General features: G+C 64.0%; 36 protein-coding genes. 6 read left to right on the top strand and 30 right to left on the bottom strand.

Features of this window, described 5'->3' with window-relative positions; genetic code table 11:
• Positions 1-134: 134 nt before the first annotated feature.
• From DVK07_RS10335 to DVK07_RS10260, 16 genes are all read right to left on the bottom strand, one after another.
• Positions 135-671, bottom strand: a complete 537-nt coding sequence (locus DVK07_RS10335) for a hypothetical protein (RefSeq protein ID WP_147441104.1) — start codon at positions 669-671, stop codon at positions 135-137.
• 155 nt (positions 672-826) lie between these two features.
• Positions 827-1,516 (bottom strand): hypothetical protein, encoded by a 690-nt coding sequence (locus DVK07_RS10330; RefSeq protein WP_147441103.1) that lies wholly within the window; start codon positions 1,514-1,516, stop codon positions 827-829.
• A 155-nt stretch (positions 1,517-1,671) separates the two neighbouring features.
• The gene (locus tag DVK07_RS10325; protein WP_121596980.1) at positions 1,672-1,926 is read right to left on the bottom strand and encodes a hypothetical protein; all 255 of its coding nucleotides are present in this window, start codon (positions 1,924-1,926) and stop codon (positions 1,672-1,674) included.
• Entirely contained in the window at positions 1,926-2,348 is a 423-nt protein-coding gene (locus DVK07_RS10320) for a hypothetical protein (protein ID WP_121596979.1), read from the bottom strand. Before DVK07_RS10320 ends, DVK07_RS10325 begins: the two co-directional genes overlap by 1 nt.
• 178 nt (positions 2,349-2,526) lie before the next feature.
• Positions 2,527-2,754: a hypothetical protein gene (locus DVK07_RS22640; protein WP_158603141.1), complete on the bottom strand. Its 228-nt coding sequence runs from the start codon at positions 2,752-2,754 to the stop codon at positions 2,527-2,529.
• A gap of 263 nt (positions 2,755-3,017) precedes the next feature.
• Complete coding sequence (locus DVK07_RS10310) at positions 3,018-4,067, bottom strand: RNA-guided endonuclease TnpB family protein (protein ID WP_121596978.1); 1,050 nt, start codon at positions 4,065-4,067, stop codon at positions 3,018-3,020.
• A 179-nt stretch (positions 4,068-4,246) separates the two neighbouring features.
• The gene (locus DVK07_RS10305; RefSeq protein ID WP_121596977.1) at positions 4,247-4,828 is read right to left on the bottom strand and encodes a hypothetical protein; all 582 of its coding nucleotides are present in this window, start codon (positions 4,826-4,828) and stop codon (positions 4,247-4,249) included.
• Positions 4,829-4,942: 114 nt separating this feature from the next.
• The gene (locus tag DVK07_RS10300) at positions 4,943-5,284 is read right to left on the bottom strand and encodes a hypothetical protein (protein WP_121596976.1); all 342 of its coding nucleotides are present in this window, start codon (positions 5,282-5,284) and stop codon (positions 4,943-4,945) included.
• 4 nt (positions 5,285-5,288) lie between these two features.
• The gene (locus tag DVK07_RS10295) at positions 5,289-5,504 is read right to left on the bottom strand and encodes a hypothetical protein (RefSeq protein ID WP_121596975.1); all 216 of its coding nucleotides are present in this window, start codon (positions 5,502-5,504) and stop codon (positions 5,289-5,291) included.
• A gap of 230 nt (positions 5,505-5,734) precedes the next feature.
• On the bottom strand, positions 5,735-6,019 hold the full coding sequence (locus tag DVK07_RS22100) for a hypothetical protein (RefSeq protein WP_147441102.1): 285 nt from the start codon (positions 6,017-6,019) through the stop codon (positions 5,735-5,737).
• 368 nt (positions 6,020-6,387) lie between these two features.
• A complete protein-coding gene (locus DVK07_RS10285; protein ID WP_121596973.1) occupies positions 6,388-6,711 on the bottom strand; it encodes a hypothetical protein in 324 nt (107 codons plus the stop codon).
• Positions 6,708-6,971, bottom strand: a complete 264-nt coding sequence (locus DVK07_RS10280; protein ID WP_121596972.1) for a hypothetical protein — start codon at positions 6,969-6,971, stop codon at positions 6,708-6,710. Before DVK07_RS10280 ends, DVK07_RS10285 begins: the two co-directional genes overlap by 4 nt.
• 117 nt (positions 6,972-7,088) lie before the next feature.
• A complete protein-coding gene (locus DVK07_RS10275) occupies positions 7,089-7,445 on the bottom strand; it encodes a hypothetical protein (protein ID WP_121596971.1) in 357 nt (118 codons plus the stop codon).
• A 1,186-nt stretch (positions 7,446-8,631) separates the two neighbouring features.
• On the bottom strand, positions 8,632-9,009 hold the full coding sequence (locus DVK07_RS10270) for a hypothetical protein (RefSeq protein ID WP_158603140.1): 378 nt from the start codon (positions 9,007-9,009) through the stop codon (positions 8,632-8,634).
• Positions 9,010-9,171: 162 nt separating this feature from the next.
• Complete coding sequence (locus tag DVK07_RS10265; RefSeq protein WP_121596969.1) at positions 9,172-9,750, bottom strand: hypothetical protein; 579 nt, start codon at positions 9,748-9,750, stop codon at positions 9,172-9,174.
• A 149-nt stretch (positions 9,751-9,899) separates the two neighbouring features.
• Positions 9,900-10,364 (bottom strand): hypothetical protein, encoded by a 465-nt coding sequence (locus DVK07_RS10260; protein ID WP_233565406.1) that lies wholly within the window; start codon positions 10,362-10,364, stop codon positions 9,900-9,902.
• A 112-nt stretch (positions 10,365-10,476) separates the two neighbouring features.
• On the opposite strand from DVK07_RS10260, the gene DVK07_RS10255 reads away from it, so the two are divergent.
• Positions 10,477-10,803, top strand: a complete 327-nt coding sequence (locus DVK07_RS10255) for a hypothetical protein (protein WP_121596968.1) — start codon at positions 10,477-10,479, stop codon at positions 10,801-10,803.
• 161 nt (positions 10,804-10,964) lie between these two features.
• Here DVK07_RS10255 and DVK07_RS10250 read toward each other — a convergent pair whose 3' ends face one another.
• From DVK07_RS10250 to DVK07_RS22635, 5 genes are all read right to left on the bottom strand, one after another.
• Complete coding sequence (locus DVK07_RS10250; RefSeq protein ID WP_147441101.1) at positions 10,965-11,198, bottom strand: hypothetical protein; 234 nt, start codon at positions 11,196-11,198, stop codon at positions 10,965-10,967.
• A gap of 126 nt (positions 11,199-11,324) precedes the next feature.
• Positions 11,325-11,963 carry a hypothetical protein gene (locus DVK07_RS10245; protein WP_121596966.1) on the bottom strand — a complete coding sequence of 213 codons (639 nt, stop codon included), beginning with the start codon at positions 11,961-11,963 and terminating at the stop codon, positions 11,325-11,327.
• A 139-nt stretch (positions 11,964-12,102) separates the two neighbouring features.
• A complete protein-coding gene (locus DVK07_RS10240) occupies positions 12,103-12,741 on the bottom strand; it encodes a hypothetical protein (protein ID WP_147441100.1) in 639 nt (212 codons plus the stop codon).
• Positions 12,738-13,073, bottom strand: coding sequence for a hypothetical protein (locus tag DVK07_RS10235; protein ID WP_121596964.1), 336 nt, complete (start codon positions 13,071-13,073; stop codon positions 12,738-12,740). The genes DVK07_RS10240 and DVK07_RS10235 overlap by 4 nt, the downstream gene beginning before the upstream one ends.
• 169 nt (positions 13,074-13,242) lie before the next feature.
• Positions 13,243-13,965 carry a hypothetical protein gene (locus tag DVK07_RS22635; RefSeq protein ID WP_158603139.1) on the bottom strand — a complete coding sequence of 241 codons (723 nt, stop codon included), beginning with the start codon at positions 13,963-13,965 and terminating at the stop codon, positions 13,243-13,245.
• 265 nt (positions 13,966-14,230) lie between these two features.
• Here DVK07_RS22635 and DVK07_RS22095 point away from each other — a divergent pair, with 265 nt between their 5' ends.
• Entirely contained in the window at positions 14,231-14,569 is a 339-nt protein-coding gene (locus tag DVK07_RS22095) for a hypothetical protein (protein ID WP_158603138.1), read from the top strand.
• Between the two features lie 317 nt (positions 14,570-14,886).
• On the opposite strand, the gene DVK07_RS10220 is transcribed toward DVK07_RS22095, so the two are convergent.
• A complete protein-coding gene (locus tag DVK07_RS10220) occupies positions 14,887-15,192 on the bottom strand; it encodes a hypothetical protein (RefSeq protein WP_121596962.1) in 306 nt (101 codons plus the stop codon).
• Between the two features lie 188 nt (positions 15,193-15,380).
• Here DVK07_RS10220 and DVK07_RS10215 point away from each other — a divergent pair, with 188 nt between their 5' ends.
• A complete protein-coding gene (locus DVK07_RS10215) occupies positions 15,381-15,590 on the top strand; it encodes a hypothetical protein (RefSeq protein ID WP_121596961.1) in 210 nt (69 codons plus the stop codon).
• Between the two features lie 320 nt (positions 15,591-15,910).
• Here DVK07_RS10215 and DVK07_RS10210 read toward each other — a convergent pair whose 3' ends face one another.
• The gene (locus tag DVK07_RS10210) at positions 15,911-16,294 is read right to left on the bottom strand and encodes a hypothetical protein (RefSeq protein WP_121596960.1); all 384 of its coding nucleotides are present in this window, start codon (positions 16,292-16,294) and stop codon (positions 15,911-15,913) included.
• Entirely contained in the window at positions 16,291-16,632 is a 342-nt protein-coding gene (locus DVK07_RS10205) for a hypothetical protein (protein WP_121596959.1), read from the bottom strand. Before DVK07_RS10205 ends, DVK07_RS10210 begins: the two co-directional genes overlap by 4 nt.
• Positions 16,633-16,744: 112 nt before the next feature.
• On the opposite strand from DVK07_RS10205, the gene DVK07_RS10200 reads away from it, so the two are divergent.
• A complete protein-coding gene (locus tag DVK07_RS10200; protein ID WP_121596958.1) occupies positions 16,745-16,963 on the top strand; it encodes a hypothetical protein in 219 nt (72 codons plus the stop codon).
• Between the two features lie 266 nt (positions 16,964-17,229).
• Here DVK07_RS10200 and DVK07_RS10195 read toward each other — a convergent pair whose 3' ends face one another.
• A complete protein-coding gene (locus tag DVK07_RS10195; RefSeq protein WP_121596957.1) occupies positions 17,230-17,496 on the bottom strand; it encodes a hypothetical protein in 267 nt (88 codons plus the stop codon).
• Positions 17,497-17,594: 98 nt separating this feature from the next.
• Here DVK07_RS10195 and DVK07_RS10190 point away from each other — a divergent pair, with 98 nt between their 5' ends.
• A complete protein-coding gene (locus tag DVK07_RS10190) occupies positions 17,595-17,837 on the top strand; it encodes a hypothetical protein (RefSeq protein WP_121596956.1) in 243 nt (80 codons plus the stop codon).
• Between the two features lie 230 nt (positions 17,838-18,067).
• Here DVK07_RS10190 and DVK07_RS10185 read toward each other — a convergent pair whose 3' ends face one another.
• From DVK07_RS10185 to DVK07_RS10175, 3 genes are all read right to left on the bottom strand, one after another.
• Positions 18,068-18,262, bottom strand: coding sequence for a hypothetical protein (locus tag DVK07_RS10185; RefSeq protein WP_121596955.1), 195 nt, complete (start codon positions 18,260-18,262; stop codon positions 18,068-18,070).
• Positions 18,263-18,574: 312 nt separating this feature from the next.
• Positions 18,575-18,943 carry a hypothetical protein gene (locus DVK07_RS10180; RefSeq protein WP_121596954.1) on the bottom strand — a complete coding sequence of 123 codons (369 nt, stop codon included), beginning with the start codon at positions 18,941-18,943 and terminating at the stop codon, positions 18,575-18,577.
• A gap of 256 nt (positions 18,944-19,199) precedes the next feature.
• Positions 19,200-19,547, bottom strand: a complete 348-nt coding sequence (locus DVK07_RS10175; RefSeq protein WP_147441096.1) for a hypothetical protein — start codon at positions 19,545-19,547, stop codon at positions 19,200-19,202.
• 110 nt (positions 19,548-19,657) lie between these two features.
• Here DVK07_RS10175 and DVK07_RS10170 point away from each other — a divergent pair, with 110 nt between their 5' ends.
• On the top strand, positions 19,658-19,891 hold the full coding sequence (locus tag DVK07_RS10170; protein WP_121596952.1) for a hypothetical protein: 234 nt from the start codon (positions 19,658-19,660) through the stop codon (positions 19,889-19,891).
• 59 nt (positions 19,892-19,950) lie between these two features.
• Here DVK07_RS10170 and DVK07_RS10165 read toward each other — a convergent pair whose 3' ends face one another.
• Together DVK07_RS10165 and DVK07_RS10160 are read right to left on the bottom strand one after the other, a co-directional pair.
• Positions 19,951-20,595: a hypothetical protein gene (locus DVK07_RS10165; protein ID WP_121596951.1), complete on the bottom strand. Its 645-nt coding sequence runs from the start codon at positions 20,593-20,595 to the stop codon at positions 19,951-19,953.
• A 2-nt stretch (positions 20,596-20,597) separates the two neighbouring features.
• Positions 20,598-21,437 (bottom strand): hypothetical protein, encoded by an 840-nt coding sequence (locus DVK07_RS10160; protein WP_121596950.1) that lies wholly within the window; start codon positions 21,435-21,437, stop codon positions 20,598-20,600.
• Position 21,438 lies beyond the last annotated feature (1 nt).

Below are 21,438 nucleotides of genomic sequence, written 5' to 3'. Positions count from 1 at the left end.
CCTCATCGGATCATGGCACCCCGTGTACTTAGTTATTTTCTATTAGTCCAAGTATAGATATCGCACCGGAAACACGGTGTGGTACCGCACCCCCTGTGCCGAGTGTAGATCGCAAAAAATCGGCGGGTAAGCCGCTATCGGTCGACCTCTGTGATTACGGGGCCGTCCGTGCCGCGGTCGTTGACCGTTTCCAACACGGTATCGAGTTCGATCGGCACGCCGTAGTAGGCGGTCCCCTCGCCCGGGACCGGGGTATCCTCCCATGTGACCTCGACGACTGAGCCGTCGACTTCGACCCATGCGTGCTTCGTCGCGACCGGCACGGTCGGCGGAACCGCGATTCCCTCGACGTACCGCACGTCGTCGCGACCGGCAGCTCCCGCGACTTCGCGAGCGTTCCGGTAGCACCGCCTCGGCGTTCTCCCGACTGCCTCGGCGAGCTCACCGATCGCCTCGACGTCGTCGGCTGGGGGCGACGTATCGCGCCACGCTCCGCGCTCGATGATCGCGTTGATCTCGGGATCGGCGTCTCCCACAGCGTCGACGTATTCCCGGATCGCCTCGCGACCGCCGGGCGCTCCGCGTTCCGTATCGGTCCATATGTTCATCGAGACCTTCCCATGCCCGTTGAATTGACTGACAGACTTAAGTGCGACACCGCTCAGACACACAAATTGCCTCGCAAGAGGTAACATGGGTCTCAAAATCCTCGTGAGAGGGGGTTCCTGTCTGGGGACCCGGCCGTCGACGTTCCAGCGTCGACGCCTCCGCCGTGCCCCAAAGCGGCGGGCTTCTCCGCGGGTTGTAGCCCGCGGAGGTTTCGTACCTACTCGACTTGCTCCTCCGCGTACCGGAGTAGCACCGACCGGACGGTCTCCGGGTTCACGTCGTGGAAGTCTATATCGTCGCGACGCTCCACCGCGACCTCGACGCTGCTCATCACCTTCCGCGCATCGTGGTTGTACCGGGCGATTGCGTGCGTGATCTCCGGCTGTTGGAAAATCCCGGAAGGTAGCGATAGCTTGGGACACTCATCATCTGCGAACCGCTGAAGCGTGTTCGCGGCCTGAACCCACTCGCCGTAGTTGGTACGGCCGGGGTTCGCTGCCCAGTCGGTGTCTGTCAGCTCGGTCCGAAGCGCGGTCAACACCGCGTTGAGCCGCTGGTTGCGGTCGTGTTTCCACACGCTAATCTTCTCGACGGGCACCGAGTCCTCGTCTCCCGGCGGGAAGTACCGCACATCGGGTTCGCGACCGATCGAACCGCGCCGGAACCCGATCGTCCCCATGAAGTCGCCCAAGTCCTCTCCCGGGCACTTGTGGACCCGGAACGCGGTGAACCCGCCTTTCTCGACACGACCTGTTACGTACACCGACCCCGTGATCTGGTCGATCGAAACGCCCGTCTTGAACGGACTCATTTTGATCGCCGCGTCCATCACTTCCTCCGGCGACCCCTCGCCTCTGACCGGTTCCATCATGTCCAGATGCGCCGTTCCGTCTGTGTTAGCTGCCATCGTTCTGTCCTCAACTCACACAAGGGGCTACGGGGATTTAAACTTTTCCATTACTATCCGTATGCTATTGAACGGTGGCGAAAACCCACACTTGCTCTCTGAGAATAGGCTACCTCCTGACGGGTTCGACCGCACGCTCGGGCTTGTTTCCGGGTCTATTCATCGACCCCCCTGCTGGCATCCAGCCGGATCTCTCCGTGCTTGCTCTCGTCGACGTCGACCGCTGGGTCACCGGTAAACTCCTCCCACGTCAACCATGTCTCGTCGACCATTTCGACGCTGCCGTCCGTGTGTTGCTCGATCACCTCCATGCTCACGCCTTCGCAGTCGCGCTTGAGTGTGACCCAGCGATCTTCGACCGCTGCTGTGCCGGTGGACTCGCCGGCGTCGACTCCGTCGCGAACGCTCATCAGGCAGCCCCCGTTGGCTTCGGAACGCCCTCGTAGGCGTCTCTATCGTCGCGCTCGCCGTAGTAGCCGGCGTCTCCGAGACAGATACAGTCGTCCGTACTCCCGGACCAACTGACCTCGACGCCCAACTCCTCTGCCGCGTCTAACACCCGCTTGGCGACCGCCTCGGCGTCGACGGTGTCTGAGCCGAAGTGAATAAACGCCTTCTCGGTGGCGTCCGTCTGAGCCTTCCACCACAGGTACGTGGCCGCGTCCGGCGTCGCGCACCCGCACCCCGCCGAGTAGTATTCCACCTCGTGATCGAACGTGCCGGCGGCCGCCTTCAGGACCTCCACGAAGTCGCGGCGGATCTCGTGGCCCGGCTCGAACAGATCACAGGCCGATTCGTGCTTCCAATACCCTGAGTAGGTGACTTCGTCCATCGTTCTGACCTCATCGGATCATCGTCCCCCGGCCATATAAGGATTTTCAATTAGGTACAGTATGGATATTGAAACAGCGATCCACCGAACCGCGCCGTCGACTCCTCCCTGCGCGCCGGCCCGCCGACTGGTCGGTGGTAGCAACAGCCCCCTGACGGCGCCGAGCGAGCCGCCCGGCTTAGAACCGGCCGAGCGCGGCTTGCCCGATCTCTCTCCCCTCCCCGACCGACTCGTCGACCTCGCACAAGACGGCTACTGCCGCCTCGACGGCCGCCGCCGGGGGATCGTGCGGCCGCACCGCGTGTTTCACCGCCTGCGCCGGCGTCGTCGGCCCGTTGACGTGGTCAAGAAGCCGTGCCGCCCGCGTGACAAGCTGGGTCGTCGCCCGCTTCTCGGGGGCGTCCATCTGCGGTAGATCGTCCGCTTTGACATCCTCCCCGCGCTAAAGCGCGAGGTTTCCCCGAAGGGGATATTCAGGTTGCGCGTTTCCTCGGGCCTCAAGGACGCTTTCGCGTGGGCCGTCAATGGTCGCCACCGAGTTGTGACCAACGGTGTGCTTTCCAGCGCGTACAGCCCTGTCAATGGGGCCTTCCTCCCCGCATACAGCGAGCGTCGAACACGGCTGGCTATTCAACCAGCGAGGTAGCACGGTTCGCGTCAGCCGAACTGTTACGCCGTACATGGTTCTCCCTCCCGTTGTGCGATGTTCTCTGAAGCGTTCAGGTCGGCGTGGCGTCCTCGACCGCACTCCGAACACGAAAAGTGGTCGCCATCACGGGTTCCCATCGAGCCACACGCTGAACACCGCTGGCTGGTATGGTACGCATCAACCTGCTCAACACGAATCCCAGCCCGCTCGGCTTTGTACGTGATGAACTGTTGGATTTGGTGGAAATGCCACGAATGAACACCTGACCACGAGCTGTTCTCGCGGATACGTTTGAGGTCTTCCATCCGAATGACCGGATCCTCGAACTGGTCCGCGAACGTGATGAGACGACGGGAGAGTTTGTGGTTCAAGTCCGCGATTCGACGCTGTTCTTTGTCACCCACGCGGTTGCGTGCGCGAAGCGCACCCGCTTCCGAGAGCGAATCGCGTAGGGAACGATATTTGCGTCGAACATATTTCGCCTCACCACCAGACACCAGCATCGACTCGTCCTCGCCGTAGGCTGTCACAGCGAGGATATGCCGTTCGCCAATGTCGACACCGATAGGCGTCTCACCCGACGTGTCGGCGTCGTATTCCACGTTGAACGTACAGTACCAGTCGTCGTCGCGACGGTAGACCTGTAGGCGAGTCTTGTCAGCGTCACCCTCGACTAGTCGGTCTACGGGGTCAGCAATGTCGTCGTACACCGTTATCGGGGTGTACCACCATTGGGAGACGCACGGGAAGCCGACGACGACTGTGCCGTTGTCGGTCGTGTCGATTTCCCAGTTCTGGTTGTTGATAGCGAACGGTTGACTCTCTCGGTAGCGAGCCTCTCCGTCCTTGCTGTGGTCGGATTTCGCCTCTCGAATGGCTTGGTTCTGGATGGCCGAGTAGAGGTCGTTGTCGATACTGGCGGTGGTCACGGATTTCCCGAAGTCGCCGTTCTCCCATCCGTCGATACAGAACTGTTTGGTATCGCGGTAGAGCCGAGAGGCCCGTTGCCACTCTTTCCGCCGTGAGAGGGATGGATTATGGAACTTCGCGGTGACAGCCACCGTGGCCATTACATATGTAATTAGAAAAACCACCATATGTATTTGTTGGAATACCGGGCGCGCTATGGTCGGGGGCTATTGTCACCGAGTGTCGGATTCATCCCCACCCTTCAGGGCGGGGATTTCTCCTAGTACTTCCGTAAGTGGTGACTCTACGCTCATGGAAAACTCCGGTTCGTGGCTCCGCCCTATTCCTCGCTCCCGTCCGGCAGCGGCGCGTCGACGTGTTCCGCGAGCGGGGCTACGTCGTCGCCAACACGCTCCCGGAACGCCTCGAAGGCCGTCTGGAACCCGTCGACAATCGCCTCGGCGGCGTCGACCTCCGACTTGTTGGCGTCGTCGTTGGCGCGGAGTTCCGCGGCCTGCTCGGCGGCCGCTTCGGCGCGCTCGACGAACGCGGTCGTGAACCACTCGTCGACCGGTTCGTCCGGGACCGGAACCCGCCCGTCGTTGAGTTCCGCGACGACGCGCTGCTGGTGCTTACAGCCATCCTCGGGGCTGTTGAAGATCATGTCCGGGCACCCGCACTCCCCACGCGGGTCAACGTCGTACTCGCTTCCCGAAGCCGAGTAGAGCGTGTACGTCGGGTCGCCGTCGAACACGTAGCCGTACTCGTCGTACTCCGGGACGACCAGCATATTCTCGGTGTGGGCCGACTCCTCGCGGCCCTCAAGCCCTTCACCGTCCGAAAGCGTCTCGGCGTCGAACGCGGTGCGGTCGAACTGCTCGAAGTCTCCGAAGCGGCCTTGGGTTTCGTTGTTGGCTGCCATCGTTCTGTCCTCAATTCACACAAGGGGCTACGGGGACTTAATAGTTTCCATTATCTTCCGTATGCTAATCGCGGTCGATCCCGCCACGAAAAAGGACTGCCCGGTTTGCTCCCGCTACGCGACTAACTCGAAGTCGTCGACAAAGCCATCGTCCGCTTTCAGGTCCTTGGCGGCGTTTTTGACCGACGGATACGCGTCCGTTGCGACCACCTTCACGTCGACGACGGACCGATCCTGAGCCGCTTGTTCGATCGCCTCCTTCGCTTCCCACTTCGGGCCGAAAGATCGCTCACTCACTACGCTCGACACCGCACCCTCGATCGTCTCCGGACCGTCGACCTCCTCCGGTGGGTTCGGGCCGAACCACACTTTCACCTGCCCGTCGTCGGTGCTGAGATCGGTAACTCCGAACCGCTCGACGCTCTTGCCGTCGTCCTGAGTGATTGTAACGTACATCTGTTCAGTCCTCCATGTACCCCTCGACGCCGACACTCTCCGGCCGCACGCCGAAGTCCTCGTGGAGTAGGTTATGGACCCGCTGGGCGACCTGCTCCTTCTCTCGGTCGGAGAGACTGGTATGCTCGGCCCCATACACCGTAATGTCGAACGCGCCGCCGCTGGTCGACTCTGTCTGTTCCTCGCTACCTTCGTCCGCTGCGGTGGTGTTGTCTGCCATCGTTCTGACTTCATGTGTAGTGTAGGCCCCCGGGCACTTAACTTTTTACATTAGTTCCCGTATGGCATTGCCCAAGTGCCTCGCCCGACGATTCTTGTCTCGACGGGTCGGCGGTTACTCAACACCGCTCAAGAAGTGACTGTTGCCGTACTACGTGGTCGACCTCAGCTGTCCGACCGGCCGCTCCCGGCTCCCCGATCGACGAGCCGCCCGCTGGGGGCGGCCCTCAGTTATCTCTCAGACTCCCACAGATCGCCGTCGACCACCGTGCTTGTGCCGTATAGGCCGTCTTTCCCCTCCTCGTCGCGCGCCCAAAGATCGCCGTCCGGGCCCAACACCAGCGACACGTCGGTGTCGTAGGGTGCCTCGAAGTAGGCGGTGCTACCCATTATCTCGGTGACCTCGACCTCCATCGTTTTCCGCCGGCGCGTCCGGCCGGCAAGCCCGATAAATTCGATCTCGACCGTATCGCCCGATTCAACGTTGCTACCTTCGGTTTGGGTTGCTGCTGCCATCGTTCTGACCTCAACTGTAACAAGGGGTGCTATCACCTTAAATCTTCATACGGGAACTAATGGAAAACACTTATGTGGGTGGGGGATCATGTTACAGTTGAGGTCAGAACGATGGTAAGTGACCCACTCCCCACGTCGCACCGCTCGACAACTCGCTCGCGGCCGCGGTCCACACAGCCGACTAAGAAGTGGTGTCCGCGGTGTCGCGCACGAACGCGGCACCTGTTCGATCACGGCGAGCAACAGTTCACCTGCTCCGAGTGCGACCTCTGAGCGGGTAGCACTCGCCCCGCCGGGCCGCTCGACGTCGTCCGTACCGCGCACCGCGCCGAGCGCACCGGCACGCTCTCGCGACCACTCGACCGCTGTTACTCCGACTCCGTCCCTTCGGTCGCGACCGTCCACCCGTCTCCCGGCTCGTGTGTCAACTCCGGTTCGTCGACGGGACAGCCGCACCGGCCCTTCGCGTGCTTGTGTATCGTCCGCTTGGTTACGTCGATCCCGTTGTCTTCCCGGGCAAGCTCGGCAGCGGAGCCGACCGCCTCGCTCCGGAGCCGCCGCCGGATCCGCGCGCAGGTCTCCCAGTTGATCGACCTGTCCATCGCCCGCACCCGGTACGCATCGATCTCGCCGTTGCTGTCCAAGAAGGTCTCTCTACTGGCCGTCACACCGTCCGACTCCTCGCTGCTCATGTTGCCCCCTCGCCTCGCTGTTGGCTGGTGCTCTCGGCGCTGGGGCTGGTCTGTTCGCCGCTCTCGACCTCCACCTCTGCGATATGCTGGTTGATGAGCTTGATCCGCTCCGTGCGGGCCTCCCCTTCGGCCTCGGCCTGCGCGATCTCGCGTAGGTACTCCGTGCTATCGAGATTCAACACCCGATGCCGAAAATACTCCTCGCTCGTGTCGTGCGTCCGGCGAGCATACACCTCGGGATCCGGCCGCGCTCTCGACATACGCGACATAGATGCTACTGCCACTTATCAGCTTTCCATTAGTTTCAGTTTGCTACTGAGAAACCCGCCGACTTCGCGAACAACCGCCCCGACAGAACCAGACCGCAACGCAGCCGCCTACTCGTCGACGTCGAACGATACGTCGCTCTCCGGCGGTTGACGCCGCCCGAACACCTTTTTCGTCCCTTCACCGTAGACGTGGGCCTCCTCGAACGCGGGTTCGGTTCCAAGGTCTCCGAGCTCGTCTTCGATCATGTTTGCGACCTGCCGATACGCTTCGACCATCGAGGGCGCCGAGACTCCGTAACCGATCTGGAACTTCTGCGGGCCGATCCCCTCGACGTGGATCGTGTCGCTGAACTCCTCTGCGATCGTGGCACGCGATAGGCCGGCCGCAAAGTCGACCACGACGTTGAAGTCGGTAAGCTGTTCTTCGTCTTCGCTCTCGCTGGAAGTGGGTTCGCTTGCTGCCATCTTTTTCCGTACTTCAACTGTGGGCCCCCGATCACTTAACAGTTTCCATTATGCTAAGTATAGATGTGCGGACTACTGCCTGTCGACGTGAGAACCAAGCTCGAAAAGCAACAGCGGCGTCGATCGAATGTGGTGAAATGCGACCCGTAGGGAGCTACCCCCAGCCGGGCCGCGTGTATCAGAACGATTGGCGGGCGCCGATCTCGACACTCCCCAGCGTCGGACCGGGCCGATCCGTGTGCCTCTGACAAAGGCGGGATGATACGCGACGGCCCAAGCCGCGTATCACTCATGAAGGGCTCACACCTTCATACGCTGACTGATCTGTCTTCTCCGCTCTATTCCACCTCCTTCGGCACTCCCGGAGTGTCCGGGTCGGCCGTCTTGGTCGGTATCTGCGTCATCTGTCTGCCTCCACTTCCGTGTATGCCCCGTACATATATAAGACTTTTCCAATAGTTTCAGTATAGATATAGAGCGTTCGCAACAGCTCACCGCTCGACGTCGTTCGCAGAAAGTGGCTCCGTAGGGACCGCTTCCCCAGCCGGAGCCGGGTGAGACCCGTCTGGGTCCGTCTCCGCCAATGCCACGGCGAAGACGACATGAAACCGATGTACCGTGTTCAGTCAGACGCGTTGGTGTATCTCTGGTGGTCTATCACCTCCCGGGAGTCACCCGGCGGTCGGTATCTGCTTGTCAACCCGCTCCGGTATCCACTATATGCCGGAGTCACAAAAAAGTTCCATTAGAAAACGTATGATTTTCGCACCCGACCCTCCGCGTCGATCTCCCAGCTGCCGCGACCCGCTACTCCAATTCCCCGCTCATGATCCGGAACCCGGATAGCATCGTCACGCCGCCGTATCGGTTCGTCTTCACCCGGCCGCCGTGCCCACAATCAAGGCACCGTAGCCGTCGACCGGGCCGGAGGTCTTCCGCCGGCCGTGCGACGGCCCTGTGCGAACCGCACCCGGTACACACGGTCGTCAGATCCACCAGCCCCGGAAGCTCGCTCGGTGCCTGCTCGCCGGTCGCCTCGTAGTGTGCTGCCCCCGCTCCGCCTTTGGGTTGTGAACGTGCCATCGTTCTGTCCTCATATCGGATCAGGGGCTACGGGGACTTAACACTTTCCATTACGAACAGTATGGTTATTTCACTATCCCTCGCCGGCGCCGGCGGCCGTGGCTTACAGTAGCCCCTTCCACCTGCGCGCGGCCGCTGTCGGGTCCATCTCGAAGTGGTTGATGAGTAGGTCGTCGACGAGAAGATCGACGAGCGCGGCGATCTCGTCGCCTGCGTCGTCCGTGATACCCGAGACTGACGCGTCGAACCCCTGCTCATCGATCCACTCCTGAAGATCGAAGGTCGCCGTCACGGGCATCGAGGTGTTGACTCCGGTGTGGTAGTGCGCCATGCGGGCGACGTACCGCGAGAGACCGTTGTCCGCGTCTGTGTCGGGCATGGACTTCCGGAGCGAATCCCCGCGGCCTTCAAGCCGCTCTGCGAGCCACTCGCGCTGCTCGACGAGTTCGCTCCGCGCGGCCTCGGCTGCGGCTGTCTCCACCTCGGCCGCCGCCAGATCCGTCTCAAGAGCGTCCGTGACTTGCTCGAAATTCTTGCTGCCGATCGCGGTTTGGGTTCCGGGTGCCATCGTTCTGTTCCCATCTAATCGTAAGGGGACACAGGGACTTAAATCTTTACATTACTTCCAATATGGAAGTTTAACCTACTGTGCTTCCTCGATCGATTCGATAAGGTCCGTAAGTGCGCCCCCGAGCGCGGCGCGTTTCACGTCACGCACGGTTTCGTGAATCGCCGCCTCCCGCCGGAATCCCCGGAGTTCAAACGTGCTGCGCGAACTGAAGCGCCGGTTTGTGTTGTTGAGTTCCACCCGTCCCGGCCCGTCTGCCTGTGCGACCGTCAGGGGCGCCTTCGACCGCGTCAGGGCGCGGTTCTCGCTCACATACGGCTGCCACCCGTCCGGCAGGTCCCCGATGACTGCCTCGAACACCGCGGCGCACTTGCGGGCCTTCTCGGGGTCGTCCATGGTTGCGACCTCCGCCTGTCGACTCCGCCGGTCGCCGCCGAACATCTCGACTTCTACCCGGTAGTTCGACTCAACACCGATCGTCTTCGCTCGCACCCGAACGCCGGGGTGCCCGTTGCTGTCGACGCCCTCGAACAGACTCGCGTGTTCCCGCTCGCTGATCACGCCCGGCTTCCCGGTGACTGTCTCCCAGCCGCCGCTCTCTTGCTCTGTTTCTCCGCCGTTGCCCGCGTCGTGGGTGCCGTCTGTGGGTGCCATCGTTCTGTCCTCAACTGTAGGTAGGCCCCCATCCACTTAAAACTTTACATTATTACCAGTATAGAAATAACACCGGCCGCGGTCGGCCGGGGACGCGTCGCTCGGCAGACCGCGCCGGCGAGTTCGTCCGCTGCGGCCGCGCCGGCCGCCTACTCGGCAACCTCGACCGTGATCGTCACGTCTCCCGACTGGTAATCGGCGTCGACGTCTACCGTGTACGCGTCCGACCGCCACGCGTTCAGGAACATGAAGTGACGCGCGAGGCTCCCGGTGACCTTCCGGTTACAGAACGCCGACGAAGTGTATGCGGACCCGGTCTCCGCGGCCGCCTCGGCGTGCTGCTTCACCGCAACACGGGGCGCCTTCCCGTCTTCCTGCGTCCGCTCGACGAACGCCTTTGCCTCCTCGACCGTCTTGTCTAACCGGTCGGGCGTCTCGCCCGTTAGCACGTTCCGGACCTCCGTCTCGCCCCTGAACAGCACGTCCTCGAAGACGTGCGTCCCGAGTAGATCGCTCTCGTCGAGGTCCGCGACCTTGCCGCCCGCGAAGACCTCCGGATCGGCCGCCGTCTGTGCGTCGTTGCTCGCGTCGTGGGTGTCGTCTTTCGCTGCCATCGTTCTGTCCTCACTCCGTTGTAGGGCTCGGGGGGACTTAAGATTTTCCATTATCTTCCGTATGGTAGTTTTAAGGTAGTGGGGTCCCATACGTCTACACGGGTTACGAACGATGGCACCTGAAACCAAACAGGCCGCTGACGGCCTCGACGTCGTCGCCAAGATGGAACAGCTAACCGAGGGCGACCGCGCGGTGATCGATAACGGATCGTGGTCCGTCTCGGGTACGGTTCGGTCACTCGACAGCCCGGATACTCTCACTCACGGGAGCGGACACGAGCTTGTCATAGAGCGCGAGGGAGAAGACAACGGCCCTGTTGAGTGGACTATCCACGAGGACATGGGGCTCACATGGTCAGTCACCGGAGTCGCTGTTGTCGGTGACAACGCCGAGGAATGGCTCGCTCAAGAAGCGGTGATCGTCCGGTTAGCCCAGTAACCGGCTATACCGCGAGACGATCGGCCTTCGGGGCGTTCTGCTCGACCAAAATAGAGCTCTGATTGTCGTTCGTCTACTGGGCCACTCCTCCGCCGACCCTCGACGTCCACCGGGGCACCTTCCCACTTCCTGCGGTCGATCGGTCGGCTGAAACCGCTCTGTCAAATCTCCTGCGCGGTGAATTGCGCCCCGGTTAGCGTCTTGGTGACGGCTCCGTGTTCCTTCACCACGATCATGTCACCGGCGGCCGCACAGTCTGACAGGTACTCGGCTGCCTTCGCCCGACTGCCGTTGCGGACCGGCTTCTCGCCGCCGAACTGCCCTACCCCGTGATCGGTCACGGTGTACCGTCCTCCGGCCGTCTTCTGGATCGTAATGTTTGGGTTGACTTCCATCGTTCTGACCTCACTCCGTTGTAGGGCTCGGGGGGACTTAAAACTTTCCATTACTTACCGTATGGAACAACGAAAAGGTCGGCTGACGATCGCTCACCTCACTCCGGTGCGGCCGCCGGCTGGTGGTTACGCCTCGATTGTCGGTTCCCACTTCGGCTCAGGGTAGCCATCGACCTCCTCTAACCGCCCCGCCGCCGTCTGGACCGCGTCCATGAGTTCGGTACGCTTGACTAACCGTTCGGCACCGTCGAAATTGGACTGATCAGCTGTCGTGGCGGTTGTTGTGAACGTGCGGGGCTCGCCGCAGTTCCGCGCTTCCTGCCACACCTTCACCGTCTGCTCGCCGTCCCACGACATCCACCGGTGTCGCTCGCCGCCGTCCGTCTCGATCAGGCTCCACCCGTTCGGCGTCGCGTTGACCGTCCGCATGAACCGCGAAACCTCCCGCGCCGCCGCCTCGACGTTGCTCGTTTTGAGTAGGACCTGCGACCGGAATGCGAGCGCGTCACACATCGGCCGCGCCATCACCGCGAAGTCCGGGCCGTACTCCGCGCACTTGATTGCGACCTCCCAGCCCGTCGTGCGAAGCTCGCCGTGGTTGTCGCGCAGGTCCGGGTTGGCGCCGGTCCGCTCCCACACGATTACCTGCTCATCGCCGGCGGTCGTCTCCTCCCAGCCTTCGCGGACGTCGACCGCCTCGGCCGCGGCTGCGCTCGGATTCTCGATCTCTGCGTCGGTCAGTTGGGTCTGAATCTCGGGTGCCATCGTTCTTGTCCTCAACTTAGATCAGGGGCTACGGGGACTTAAGTCTTTACATTACTCTCCGTATGGTATTTTGAAGTGGATCCGGAGTGCCCGCTTGACTGCCCACCGACGGCGCCGGAGCGCAAAAGAGACCGTCCGCTTACGCGGCGGCAGTCGGCACTTCCTCACTGGCTGGCTGCGCGATCTCGGCTACCCGAACCTCCTCGCCTTCCTCTACGACTGTGCGGATCTCGACCTCGAACGTCTCGCCGCGGTCGTTCTCTAACGCCATGCTGCCGTGCGGCGGGAGTACGCACCGGACACCCTCGATCAACACCCTGCCGACCTCCGGGCTTCGCCCGCCGAGATGGACCAGATACTCCGCTGTCTTCGTCCGCTCGTTTGACTCGATCTCGACCGACCGCGTCGTAACCGTCTCCGGGTCGGCCGCCCCTTCCTCGTCGCTCTGCGGCGAGCTCGCCCCGCTGTCTCGCTCGACCGGGTCGACCATCTCAAGCGCCTCGCCCGGCTCCGGGATACCCTCCGCGAGCGCGTCACCGACCGCCTGAAGGTCCTCCTCGGTCGGCGTAACGACGACGTGCGCCGGGTCGGCCTCGTCGTTGATCTCGACCTCGTACCCCCGATCCGCGATCTTCTTTCCGACGTGACGCACCGCAGCCGGCGACGCCTTGATCACAGTCTCCTTCTCGTCGTTAACCGCGGCATCGAGCCCGAACAGCCCCCCGATGTACTGCGCGAAGTCCACCGGCGTCCCACGCTCGCCGTCTCGTTGGCTCATGCTCCCGCCTCCTCGTCGACGTCGACCCGGACGTTGGCGTGCTGCTCGCCGTTCGGGCCCTCGACGAGCGTCACACCGACGGTTCCGGCGAGAACCGACGAGCCGACCACCGCGCGCCGCTCGCCGTCGACGTAGACCTCCGCCGCCGGGCTCGTCTCCCGGTGGCTCCCGCCGACCGCCGCCTCGATGTTGTACCGGGCACCTTCGGCCTCCGGGCTGGCCGTCTGGATGATCACCACGTCGGCCAGCGCGCACTCCGCGCCCTCCTGTGCCTCCCGCTCGCTGTTCCACTTGCTCGCTTCGTCGTTCCGGGTGTCGGTTGCTGCTGCCATCGTTCTTGTCCTCAACTCACACAAGGGGCTACGGGTACTTAACTATTTACATTACTTCCCGTATGGCACTTTCAACATACACCCGATCCGCTGGCACACTCACACGCGGGGGCTGCGGGCGCACCGCTGGCACTGTGGGCGGCTCCCGGCCCGGCCCGCCCCGGCTCGGCTACTCGTCGCGCTCGACGACTCGAAGCCCCTCGACGGCCTCCCGGCCGCTCGACGAAAGCGAAAACGTCGACACGAACACCGAACCGTCCGACCGAGTAAGCCGCTTCTCACCGCCGCGCGGTCCCTCTACCCACACCTCCGGGCTATCGACGTGGTCAAACTCCGCGATCTTCTCCCGCGCGGCCTCGTAGCCGATCGTAACCGTGAGCGGCTGGCTCTTGCCGTCCCACAGGACCGCGTCCCCCTCGCTCAACTCCTCGAACACGTCGACCGCGTCGCCCGTCACGATCGCCTGCTCGCCGCCCTCGTCGCCGTCTGCGTCCTCCTCGTCGGCCTCCTCGTCGTCCGCGCCGAAGTTGAACCGGACCTTTCGCGTGTCAATTTCGACGGAATACGACTGGAAGGACCAGTACACCGTGATCACTTGCCGCCCGTCCTCGCGGAGCGCGATCCAGCAATGCTTGGGGGCGACGCGGTCCATCGCGTTGATGACCTCCTGCGTGTCGACCGCGCCCTTATCGTAGTTCCGCGCCGCGTCGCGCTTGTAATCGTCCGTATAACGGCCTTCACACACCGCGCCATCGACCCAGCCGTTTTCGAGAATCCGGCGCACCGTGTCGCGCCGCACGGTCCCGCGGTACCGGCGACCGTTCGAGTGATCGCGCCGGTCGTCGACGTTCATCGCCTTGTACTGCTTCGGGGAAGTGGATGCGGATGCCATCGTTCTGTCCTCAACTCACACAAGGGGCTACGGGGACTTAAGTTTTTCCATTATCTAACGTATGGAATTGTCGCACCCTCCCCGCGCCGGATCTGCCCCTCCCGCGCCGGAAGATGTCCATACCGGAACTAATGGAAAAAGGTTAAGTGGGTGTAGGCCCTTACGATTAGATGGGAACAGAACGATGGCACACCTCGAATCCCACGCCCACGACGACGCTCGCGCTGAAATCGCTGATCGCACGATCCGCGCCCTGACTGAATCCATGTCGGTTCTCTCCCTCGACGGAACCCCGATCGAAGATCCGGACACTACCATCGTCTCCGTCACGACTGAATCCGGTAGTTGCTACGACGTGGACGTTCGGGAAGGCCGCTGTTCCTGCCCGGACATGGAACACCGCGACCCGGACGGTGGCTGTAAGCACGTCCGCCGCGCCCGGATCGCTGTCGGCACCGCGACCGTCTCCGCGCGGATGCTCCGCGAGTTCGACGTTGATGCTCAACTCGCCGCGAACGCGCCGGGTCCGCGCGTCAACACCTCCACCGCCGGCACGCTCGGCCCCTCGCGCTCCACCGACGCACCGACTCCCGCCGCCGACTAAGCGCGGCGCTCCGGCTTCCACGGCCGCCGCGCCCGCTCGACGTCTCCCCCGCCGCCGGGCCTCCCACCGTCCCGCCGCCGCTCGCGGCACAGTCGCGCCGCTCGTCCGACTCTCTCCCTGCTCCCATCTCGCCGCCGCCCGCCGCCTCGACGTGACGCACGCGCCGGTCGCGATGCTCACGGCCGCCACGATCTCGCCGCCGGCTCGCGCTCTCCGCGCCGGCCGGCGCCCCCTCGCGCCGCTCTCCGATCCGCGGCCCCCTGCGCCGCCGTGGGCCGCACAGGATCGGCGCATCGAAAGCGCGGCTCCGCCGCCCTTTACTCCGCGCTCAGGCCGAGGCCCGCCTGTCGGACGATTTCAGGGATGACCTCGCGCGCTCGGTCGGCCTCGTCGTCAATGAAGTGCCGATCCTCCGCCGGCAGCGGCGCGCTCTCAATCTCCGCGACCACTTTTTCGGTGACAACCTCCACCGCGTCGGCCACGTTCTCGATGCCGTGGGCCTCGCGCTCCGCCGGCTCGCGCAGGTCTTCGCACATCGCCTCGGCGCGCGCCGCGGCGTCCGGGATCTCGTGTTTGATCGCGTCGTACCGTTCGGCTTCTCGGGCCTGACCGCGGGAAATCACTACCATCGTTCTGACCTCATATCGGATCAGGGGCTACGGGGACTTAAATTTTTCCATTATTCCTCGTATGGTACTCAGGGCAGATCGGCGGCCGCGATCCGGCCCCAGCGACAAGGCTCTACCATACTGGAACTAATGGAAAAAACTTAAGTGGGTGTAGCCCCTTACGATTAGATGGGAACAGAACGATGGCACCCACATACCGCGAACACGACCCCTCGGACGAAACGGTTGATCATGTTGATGGGATGGGCCTCGCCGGCGCGCACGTCATGGTTGGGCACTACCCCGACGGCTCACGGGAGTTGGCGATCGCACAATCCGCCCCGCTCTATCCCAAGGACGCCGCACTTGAATTTGAATACGGGACGCTCCCCCAATGGCTAATCCCTGAGTAAGCGCCCACGGCCGCCCCGCGGCCTCGCGACTGCCGACCTCGTCGCGGCCGCCGGCACCTCCGGCCGCTCGACGTCCTCCGGGCGCTTCACGGCGCCCTCTCGGCGCTGCTCGCGTCGCTGTCGCTGTTTCTCTCACGACTCCACCTGTCCGACTCTCTCCGCGCCGAGCGCGAGCTCACGCTCACACCAGCATGGAGCGCGCTCGCAGCACACCCTTCCCGCCTGCTCGACGACTCCGCCGCTCTCCACCTCGGCCGCCGTCGCCGCGGCTACTGGTCGCTGTTCTCTCCGCGGAAGCGCGGGCGATCGCCGCCGCCCGCTTACACCATCAACTGATCCGGATCGACCGGCGGCTCTCCGAGATTCATCACGATCTCGTAGTCTACGGCGTTGGTATGGATATACACGTCCTCGCGGGCCTCAAGGACGTACATCACGACTTCCCCGCGACCGGGTCGAATTGCCTCGTGGATCCACGTCTCCCAGTCGTCCAACACTTCCTCCGGGAGTTCGTCCGCGAGGTTGTCCGCCTTCTCCGCCGAAGGGCCCGAGTAGTTGCCGCCGTCTCGGTCGTACCACTCGATAAGCCGCTGTTGGTCCACCTCCGGGATCGCGTTCACGATCTCCGCGCCCGTCGCGTCGATCTCTTGGAGCGTGTCGTATGACTCCGGGATCCGCGTCACGTTGCCCGTCGCGACCGTCATTGGACCACCTCCACCCGCTCGACCGGGATATTCCGCTTCGACCCCGAGCGGTCGGGGTAGTGGTAACTGACATACGCGTCGTAGCCGTCGGCCGTGTCCTCGACCTCGACCTTCGTCTGCCCGTGATCTGCGTCCGTCTCGAAGCCTCGGCCCTCGCCGATGATCTTCACCTCGTCGTCCACCACGGCGCCCGCCTCGGCCGGCACCGTCTTCTCGACCCACAACCGCAGCGCGTAGTTGTCAGTCCACACACGGACCCACGTCCCAATGTCCGGGGGCGATTCGTACAATTCCTGAATGCCGTTGTCGTCGTCGGCCGCTTGTTCCGGGGTTGCCATCGTTCTCTGACCTCATCGGATCATAGGGCGCTATCACCTTAAACCTTCATACGGGGACTAATGGAAAAAGTTAAGTGGGTGGGGGCCCTTACGATTAGATGGGAACAGAACGATGGCACCCACGAACACGACCCACCTCAACGACTTCAGCACCGCCGACCTGACCGTTTCGCTGCTGCTGGCGTTCCTCGGCCCCGCCCTGTTCGGGCCGACTGTCGGCTTCACGCTCAACGCGTTCGGCGCACCGCCGATCATCATCGGCCTCGCCGCGTTCGCTGTCGGCGGCCTCGCCTCGATGGTCCTGCTCGCGACCTACGGCCGGCTCCACTAAGCCGGCCCGCGGCGGCCTCGCGCCCGACTCCCTCTTTCCGACTCGCACCGCCGAGCGCGAGCTCACGCTGGCGCTGCTCCGCGCTGCTGTTGCTCACGGCCTCGGCCGTCTCGACGCACCTTGACGCACCTCGACGCCGCACACGTCGCTCACGTCGCTGTGCGCCGCTGCTCACCGCCCGCTGGACGTCGACCGCACCGCCGTGAAAACAGCCCGCCGCCGCTTGCCGCTCGACACACCGGCCGTCGCCGCCGGCTCTCCGCCGGCTACTCGTCGCTCTCCTCCTCGTCGTCCGTCTCGTTCCCGAGCGCCCGAAGCCGCTCCGCGAAGTTGCCTTCCTCGGCCTTCTCAAGCCCCTCCGCGAAGTCCTCCGCGGCCTCCTCCATCGTCTCGCCGCGGCCTTTGATTTTCAGGGTGTCCTGATCGCGCGTATCCTCGCCGCGCGTCACCTTCCCGACCATCGTTGAACCGGTGGTAACTCGTTCGTTCTTCGTCACTTCCACGTCGTCGGTCGTGTCGTTGTCGTCTGCCATCGTTCTGACCTCAACTGTAACAAGGGACTACGGGGACTTAAGTCTTTACATTACTATCCGTATGAAGGTTTGAAGTAGGTACAGCCCCTTACGATTAGATGGGTAAAACGATGGCACGCAACGACCTATCCCGCTCGAACCGCCCGCTCAACGTCTTCGACTCCGCCGCGATTCCGGCGACGCTGCTCACGGTGTCGGTGTTGTCGCCCGCGCTCGGCGTTGCTGTCGCGCTCACGCTGTCGGCGCTCGGTGTCTCCGCCGCCGTGATCTTCCCGGTTGCCTTCGCCGCCGGCTCGCTCGCCCCGCTGCTCCTCACTACTCGGTTCGGCCGGATCTACTGAGGGGCGACCGCACCGCCGGCGCTCGCGCCACAGACTCACGCTCGGCCCCTGCGCGCCGGCGCCGGTTCTACCGCACCGCACGACAATCTCGCGACTGTCGACCTCGCGACTGCCGCCGATCGCGCGGTCCCTGCTCCTCGACGCGTCGACCGGGGAGAAAATCCGCCCGCCGCTGCCAGCGGGTACCTGACTCCGATACGCCCGCAACACCGCCCGCCGCCGCGCCTACCTCACTTGCGGCACGGGCACGGCTCGTGTCCGTCCTCGCCCGTGATGCCCTTCTTGTTGATCGACTCGACGCCGCACCCGGAACAGCGGAAGTACGTCGCACCCGTCTTGTCGCCGTAGCGGTCAAACTCGGTGATCGGCCCTTCAATTCGCGGCTCGTCCGTCTCGGTCGTGGTGGGGGAGTTCGCGGTTGCCATCGTTCTCTGACCTCAACTGTAACAAGGGGCTACGGGGACTTAAGCCTTTACATTACTATCCGTATGGTACTTTGAAGTGGGTGAAACTCTCCACCCTGCCGGCGCCGGTTCACCCGCTGCTCACAAGCTCGCGCTCGCGCCCTGCGCGGCGACTGTGCGCCCTCGACGTCTTGCCCGGGCGGTTCCACCGGCTCGCTGCGCCGGCGTGCTGCGACGCTCTCGGCGCGTCTATGGCTTCGACTTCGCTCTCGATCCCGCTGGCCGCCCGGCTACTGGTCGCTGGTCACTCCGACGGCCGAGGCCGGCGCGCGCTTACAGCGCGCCGTACTTGTCGACCGCCTTCGTCAACTCCGCCTCGAACCGCTCGACCGTCTCCGACAGTTCGCTCGCGTCTGCTCCCGCCGGGACTTGTCCCGTCTCAAGCGCCGAGCGGGCGTCTCGAAGCCGCCCGCGGATCTCGGGCACCGTGTCCGCGAAAAACAGGTGGACCTCCTCGCCCGGATTCGGCACACGGCCGTCCGTGATCTCACGGGCCACCCGCCGCTGGTGCTTACACGTCGCATCGCGGTGACGGGAGTCCGGGCAGTCGCACCCGCCGTCCTCGCCAAGTGTCACGCGGTAGGTCCCCGACGACCGGACCACGCGGTAGGTCCCTGTCGCCTCGCCGTCGCCGTCGAACACCGGCAAAACCAACATCCGGCTCGACATTGCCCGCCGAGCGCGCCCATCAAGCCGCGCTCCGTCCTCCAAAATTCCGACCTCGATACTCGGCCGCGGGCCAAACGCCGTATCAGTCAACTGGGTCTGAGTGGGTGCCATCGTTCTGACCTCAACTGTAACAAGGGGCTACGGGGACTTAAGTCTTTTCCATTAGTCTAAGTATAGAAATGTACGGCAAAAACTCCCCCCTCGGGTAACGGGACGGGGATCTCGCTGTCTACGCCCCTACGTGGTCAACCTCGACGTTCTCTGTGGTCGTTTCGGCGGCCGTCTCCCCCAGCAACGCCTTCCGCACTTCCTCGTCCGACGCGGCGGCCGGTAACTCCGTCTCGACCGGGATCGACGCCCAGCCGCGGACGTGTACCTTCTTGCCGTCCAGATCCTCGGAGCTGTCAACCTCGACGTTCTCCGGGTCCGTCTCCGCGGCCGTCTGCGCGAGCAACGCTGCCCGCACCTCTCCGTCCGACAGCCGGCCGTCACACTTCACGTCTACTGGGACTGAAACCCAGCCGTAGACCTCCTTATTCGGCCCGCTCTCCGGCTCCTGTGGGTTCTGTGTTGCCATCGTTCTGACCTCATCGGATCATGGCCCCACGGGGACTTAATATTTTCCATTACTTCCAGTATGAAGGTTTGAAGTAGGTACGGCTCTTACGGAGAGATGGGTACAGAACGATGGCACACCCAACACCCACCTCGACAGAACCGCTCACAAAACGCGTCGTCGCTGCGCGGCTCACGATCGCCTTCGCGCTCAACCTGATCCCCGCGCTCATCACCGCGGCGATCGCCGGCCTCCTCGTCGCTGCGATCCACCCGGGGAGCGCCCTCTTACCGGGCGTCCTTCGCGGGAGTTTCGTCGCCGCGTTCGGTGCCTACGGCTTCCTCGCGACCGCATACGCCGCCTGATCAGGCACCGCGCGCCGCCTCTGCGGTGCCTCCGGCGCTCGATCGCATCGCCTCACGACCTATTCGTCCGGGTTGGTGGCCTCCTCCTCGGCCCGCCGGGCCGCTAACTCGGCAATCCGTTCTGCGCGTCGCTCCCCGCTCTCGACCGCCGCGGTTCCGGTCTGCGCGCCGGACCACACCGTCGCCATTGCCGCCATACGCTTCACTCGCCCCTGTGACGCCTCCGACTCGCCTCCGGCCGCACTCTCGCCTTCCTCACCCTGATCCGCTCCGTCGCTCTCGGCGTCGCCCTCGGCTTGCCGTTCGGCCGCTTGCTCGGCACGCTCGGCCGGGTCTGCCTCCCGTCCTTCCTCACCGTCTGCGTCGCCCAACTCTGCGAACGGCCTGCGGTCGTCCTCGTTGTCGCCCTCGTCGTCGTCCTCGCCGTCCGGTTTGCCCACCTCTATGAACAGCCCGCGGTCGTCCTCCTCGTCCTCGCCGTCCGCGTCGCCCAACTCCGCGAACGGATCCTCGCCGTCGCCAAACTCCGGGACCGGCCCCTCGTCGGACGGGTTCCCTTCGCGCACATACCCCGACAGTTCCGTCTGGACCGTGTCGCCTTCGCCTCCCGTACTCCCCGAGACTGGTCCCTGCTGGTCGTCCGGCTCTCGCGGCTCGTACTCGTTTGACCGGCTCTCACGCGGTCGGGAATCTCCGCCCCCCATCGCTACCCCTCCCCCTCCGTCGCCGCGCCCTCAACGTCAGCGTCCGCGCCGAGAATCGCCTCCTCGACCTCGCTCGCCAGCTCGCCGTAGGACCTCCGCATCTCCGGCGGCGCGCTCGACCGCGGCGCGACCGGCTCCCGCCATGCTCGAAGCCCCGCGCCGGCGACCACGCACTCCGGCAGTTCCTTCAATACCCACGGCGACGCCGAGCCCACAATCAGGATCGGCATATCGTCCGTCTCCCGGGCGATCGCCTCCACGTCCTCGACAAGCCGGCTCCGCCCGCCCCCGCCGCCCGCGCTGAAATACTGCGACGCGTACACCGCCAACACGTCCGGGTACAACTTCGCCGCCGACCGCTCGCAAATCGCGCGCTCGTCCGGCGTCGTTCCCTTCACCAGCGGGATAATCCCGATCGTCGCCGGCAACTCCTCGCGCATCCACCGCGTCCCACGGGCGCACCGCCGGCACCCGTCGACGCGCTGATACGGCTTGTCGTCGCCGTACACCGGATAATCAGTCGGAATGTGATAATCCGGGGCGAATGACTCCACGATCTCCGCCTCGCGTTCCCACGACAGTCGCGCCAAGTCGTCGTCCGGGATCGTCGTCGTCGTTACCACGGTCGTCCCTGACGGAAACCACGACTCCGCCGTCTCTCCGTCCTTCACGATCCGCCGCGCCGCCAACACGTTACACATCACCGCGTTCGGCTCGACCGCCTCGACAAACTCCCGGTGGGCCTGCCCCTTCTCCACCCGCGGGACCACGCCTCCGACCGGTGGCCGCACCCTGACGCGCTTGCCGTTGATCTTGCGTTCTCCGCTCCGAGCGATCTCCATC

The sequence above is a fragment of the Halorubrum sp. Atlit-26R genome, assembly GCF_003666015.1.
In the GTDB taxonomy this organism is placed as follows: domain Archaea; phylum Halobacteriota; class Halobacteria; order Halobacteriales; family Haloferacaceae; genus Halorubrum.
The sequence above is the reverse complement of the archived record's forward strand: the minus strand, read 5'-3'. Positions and strand labels throughout refer to the sequence as shown.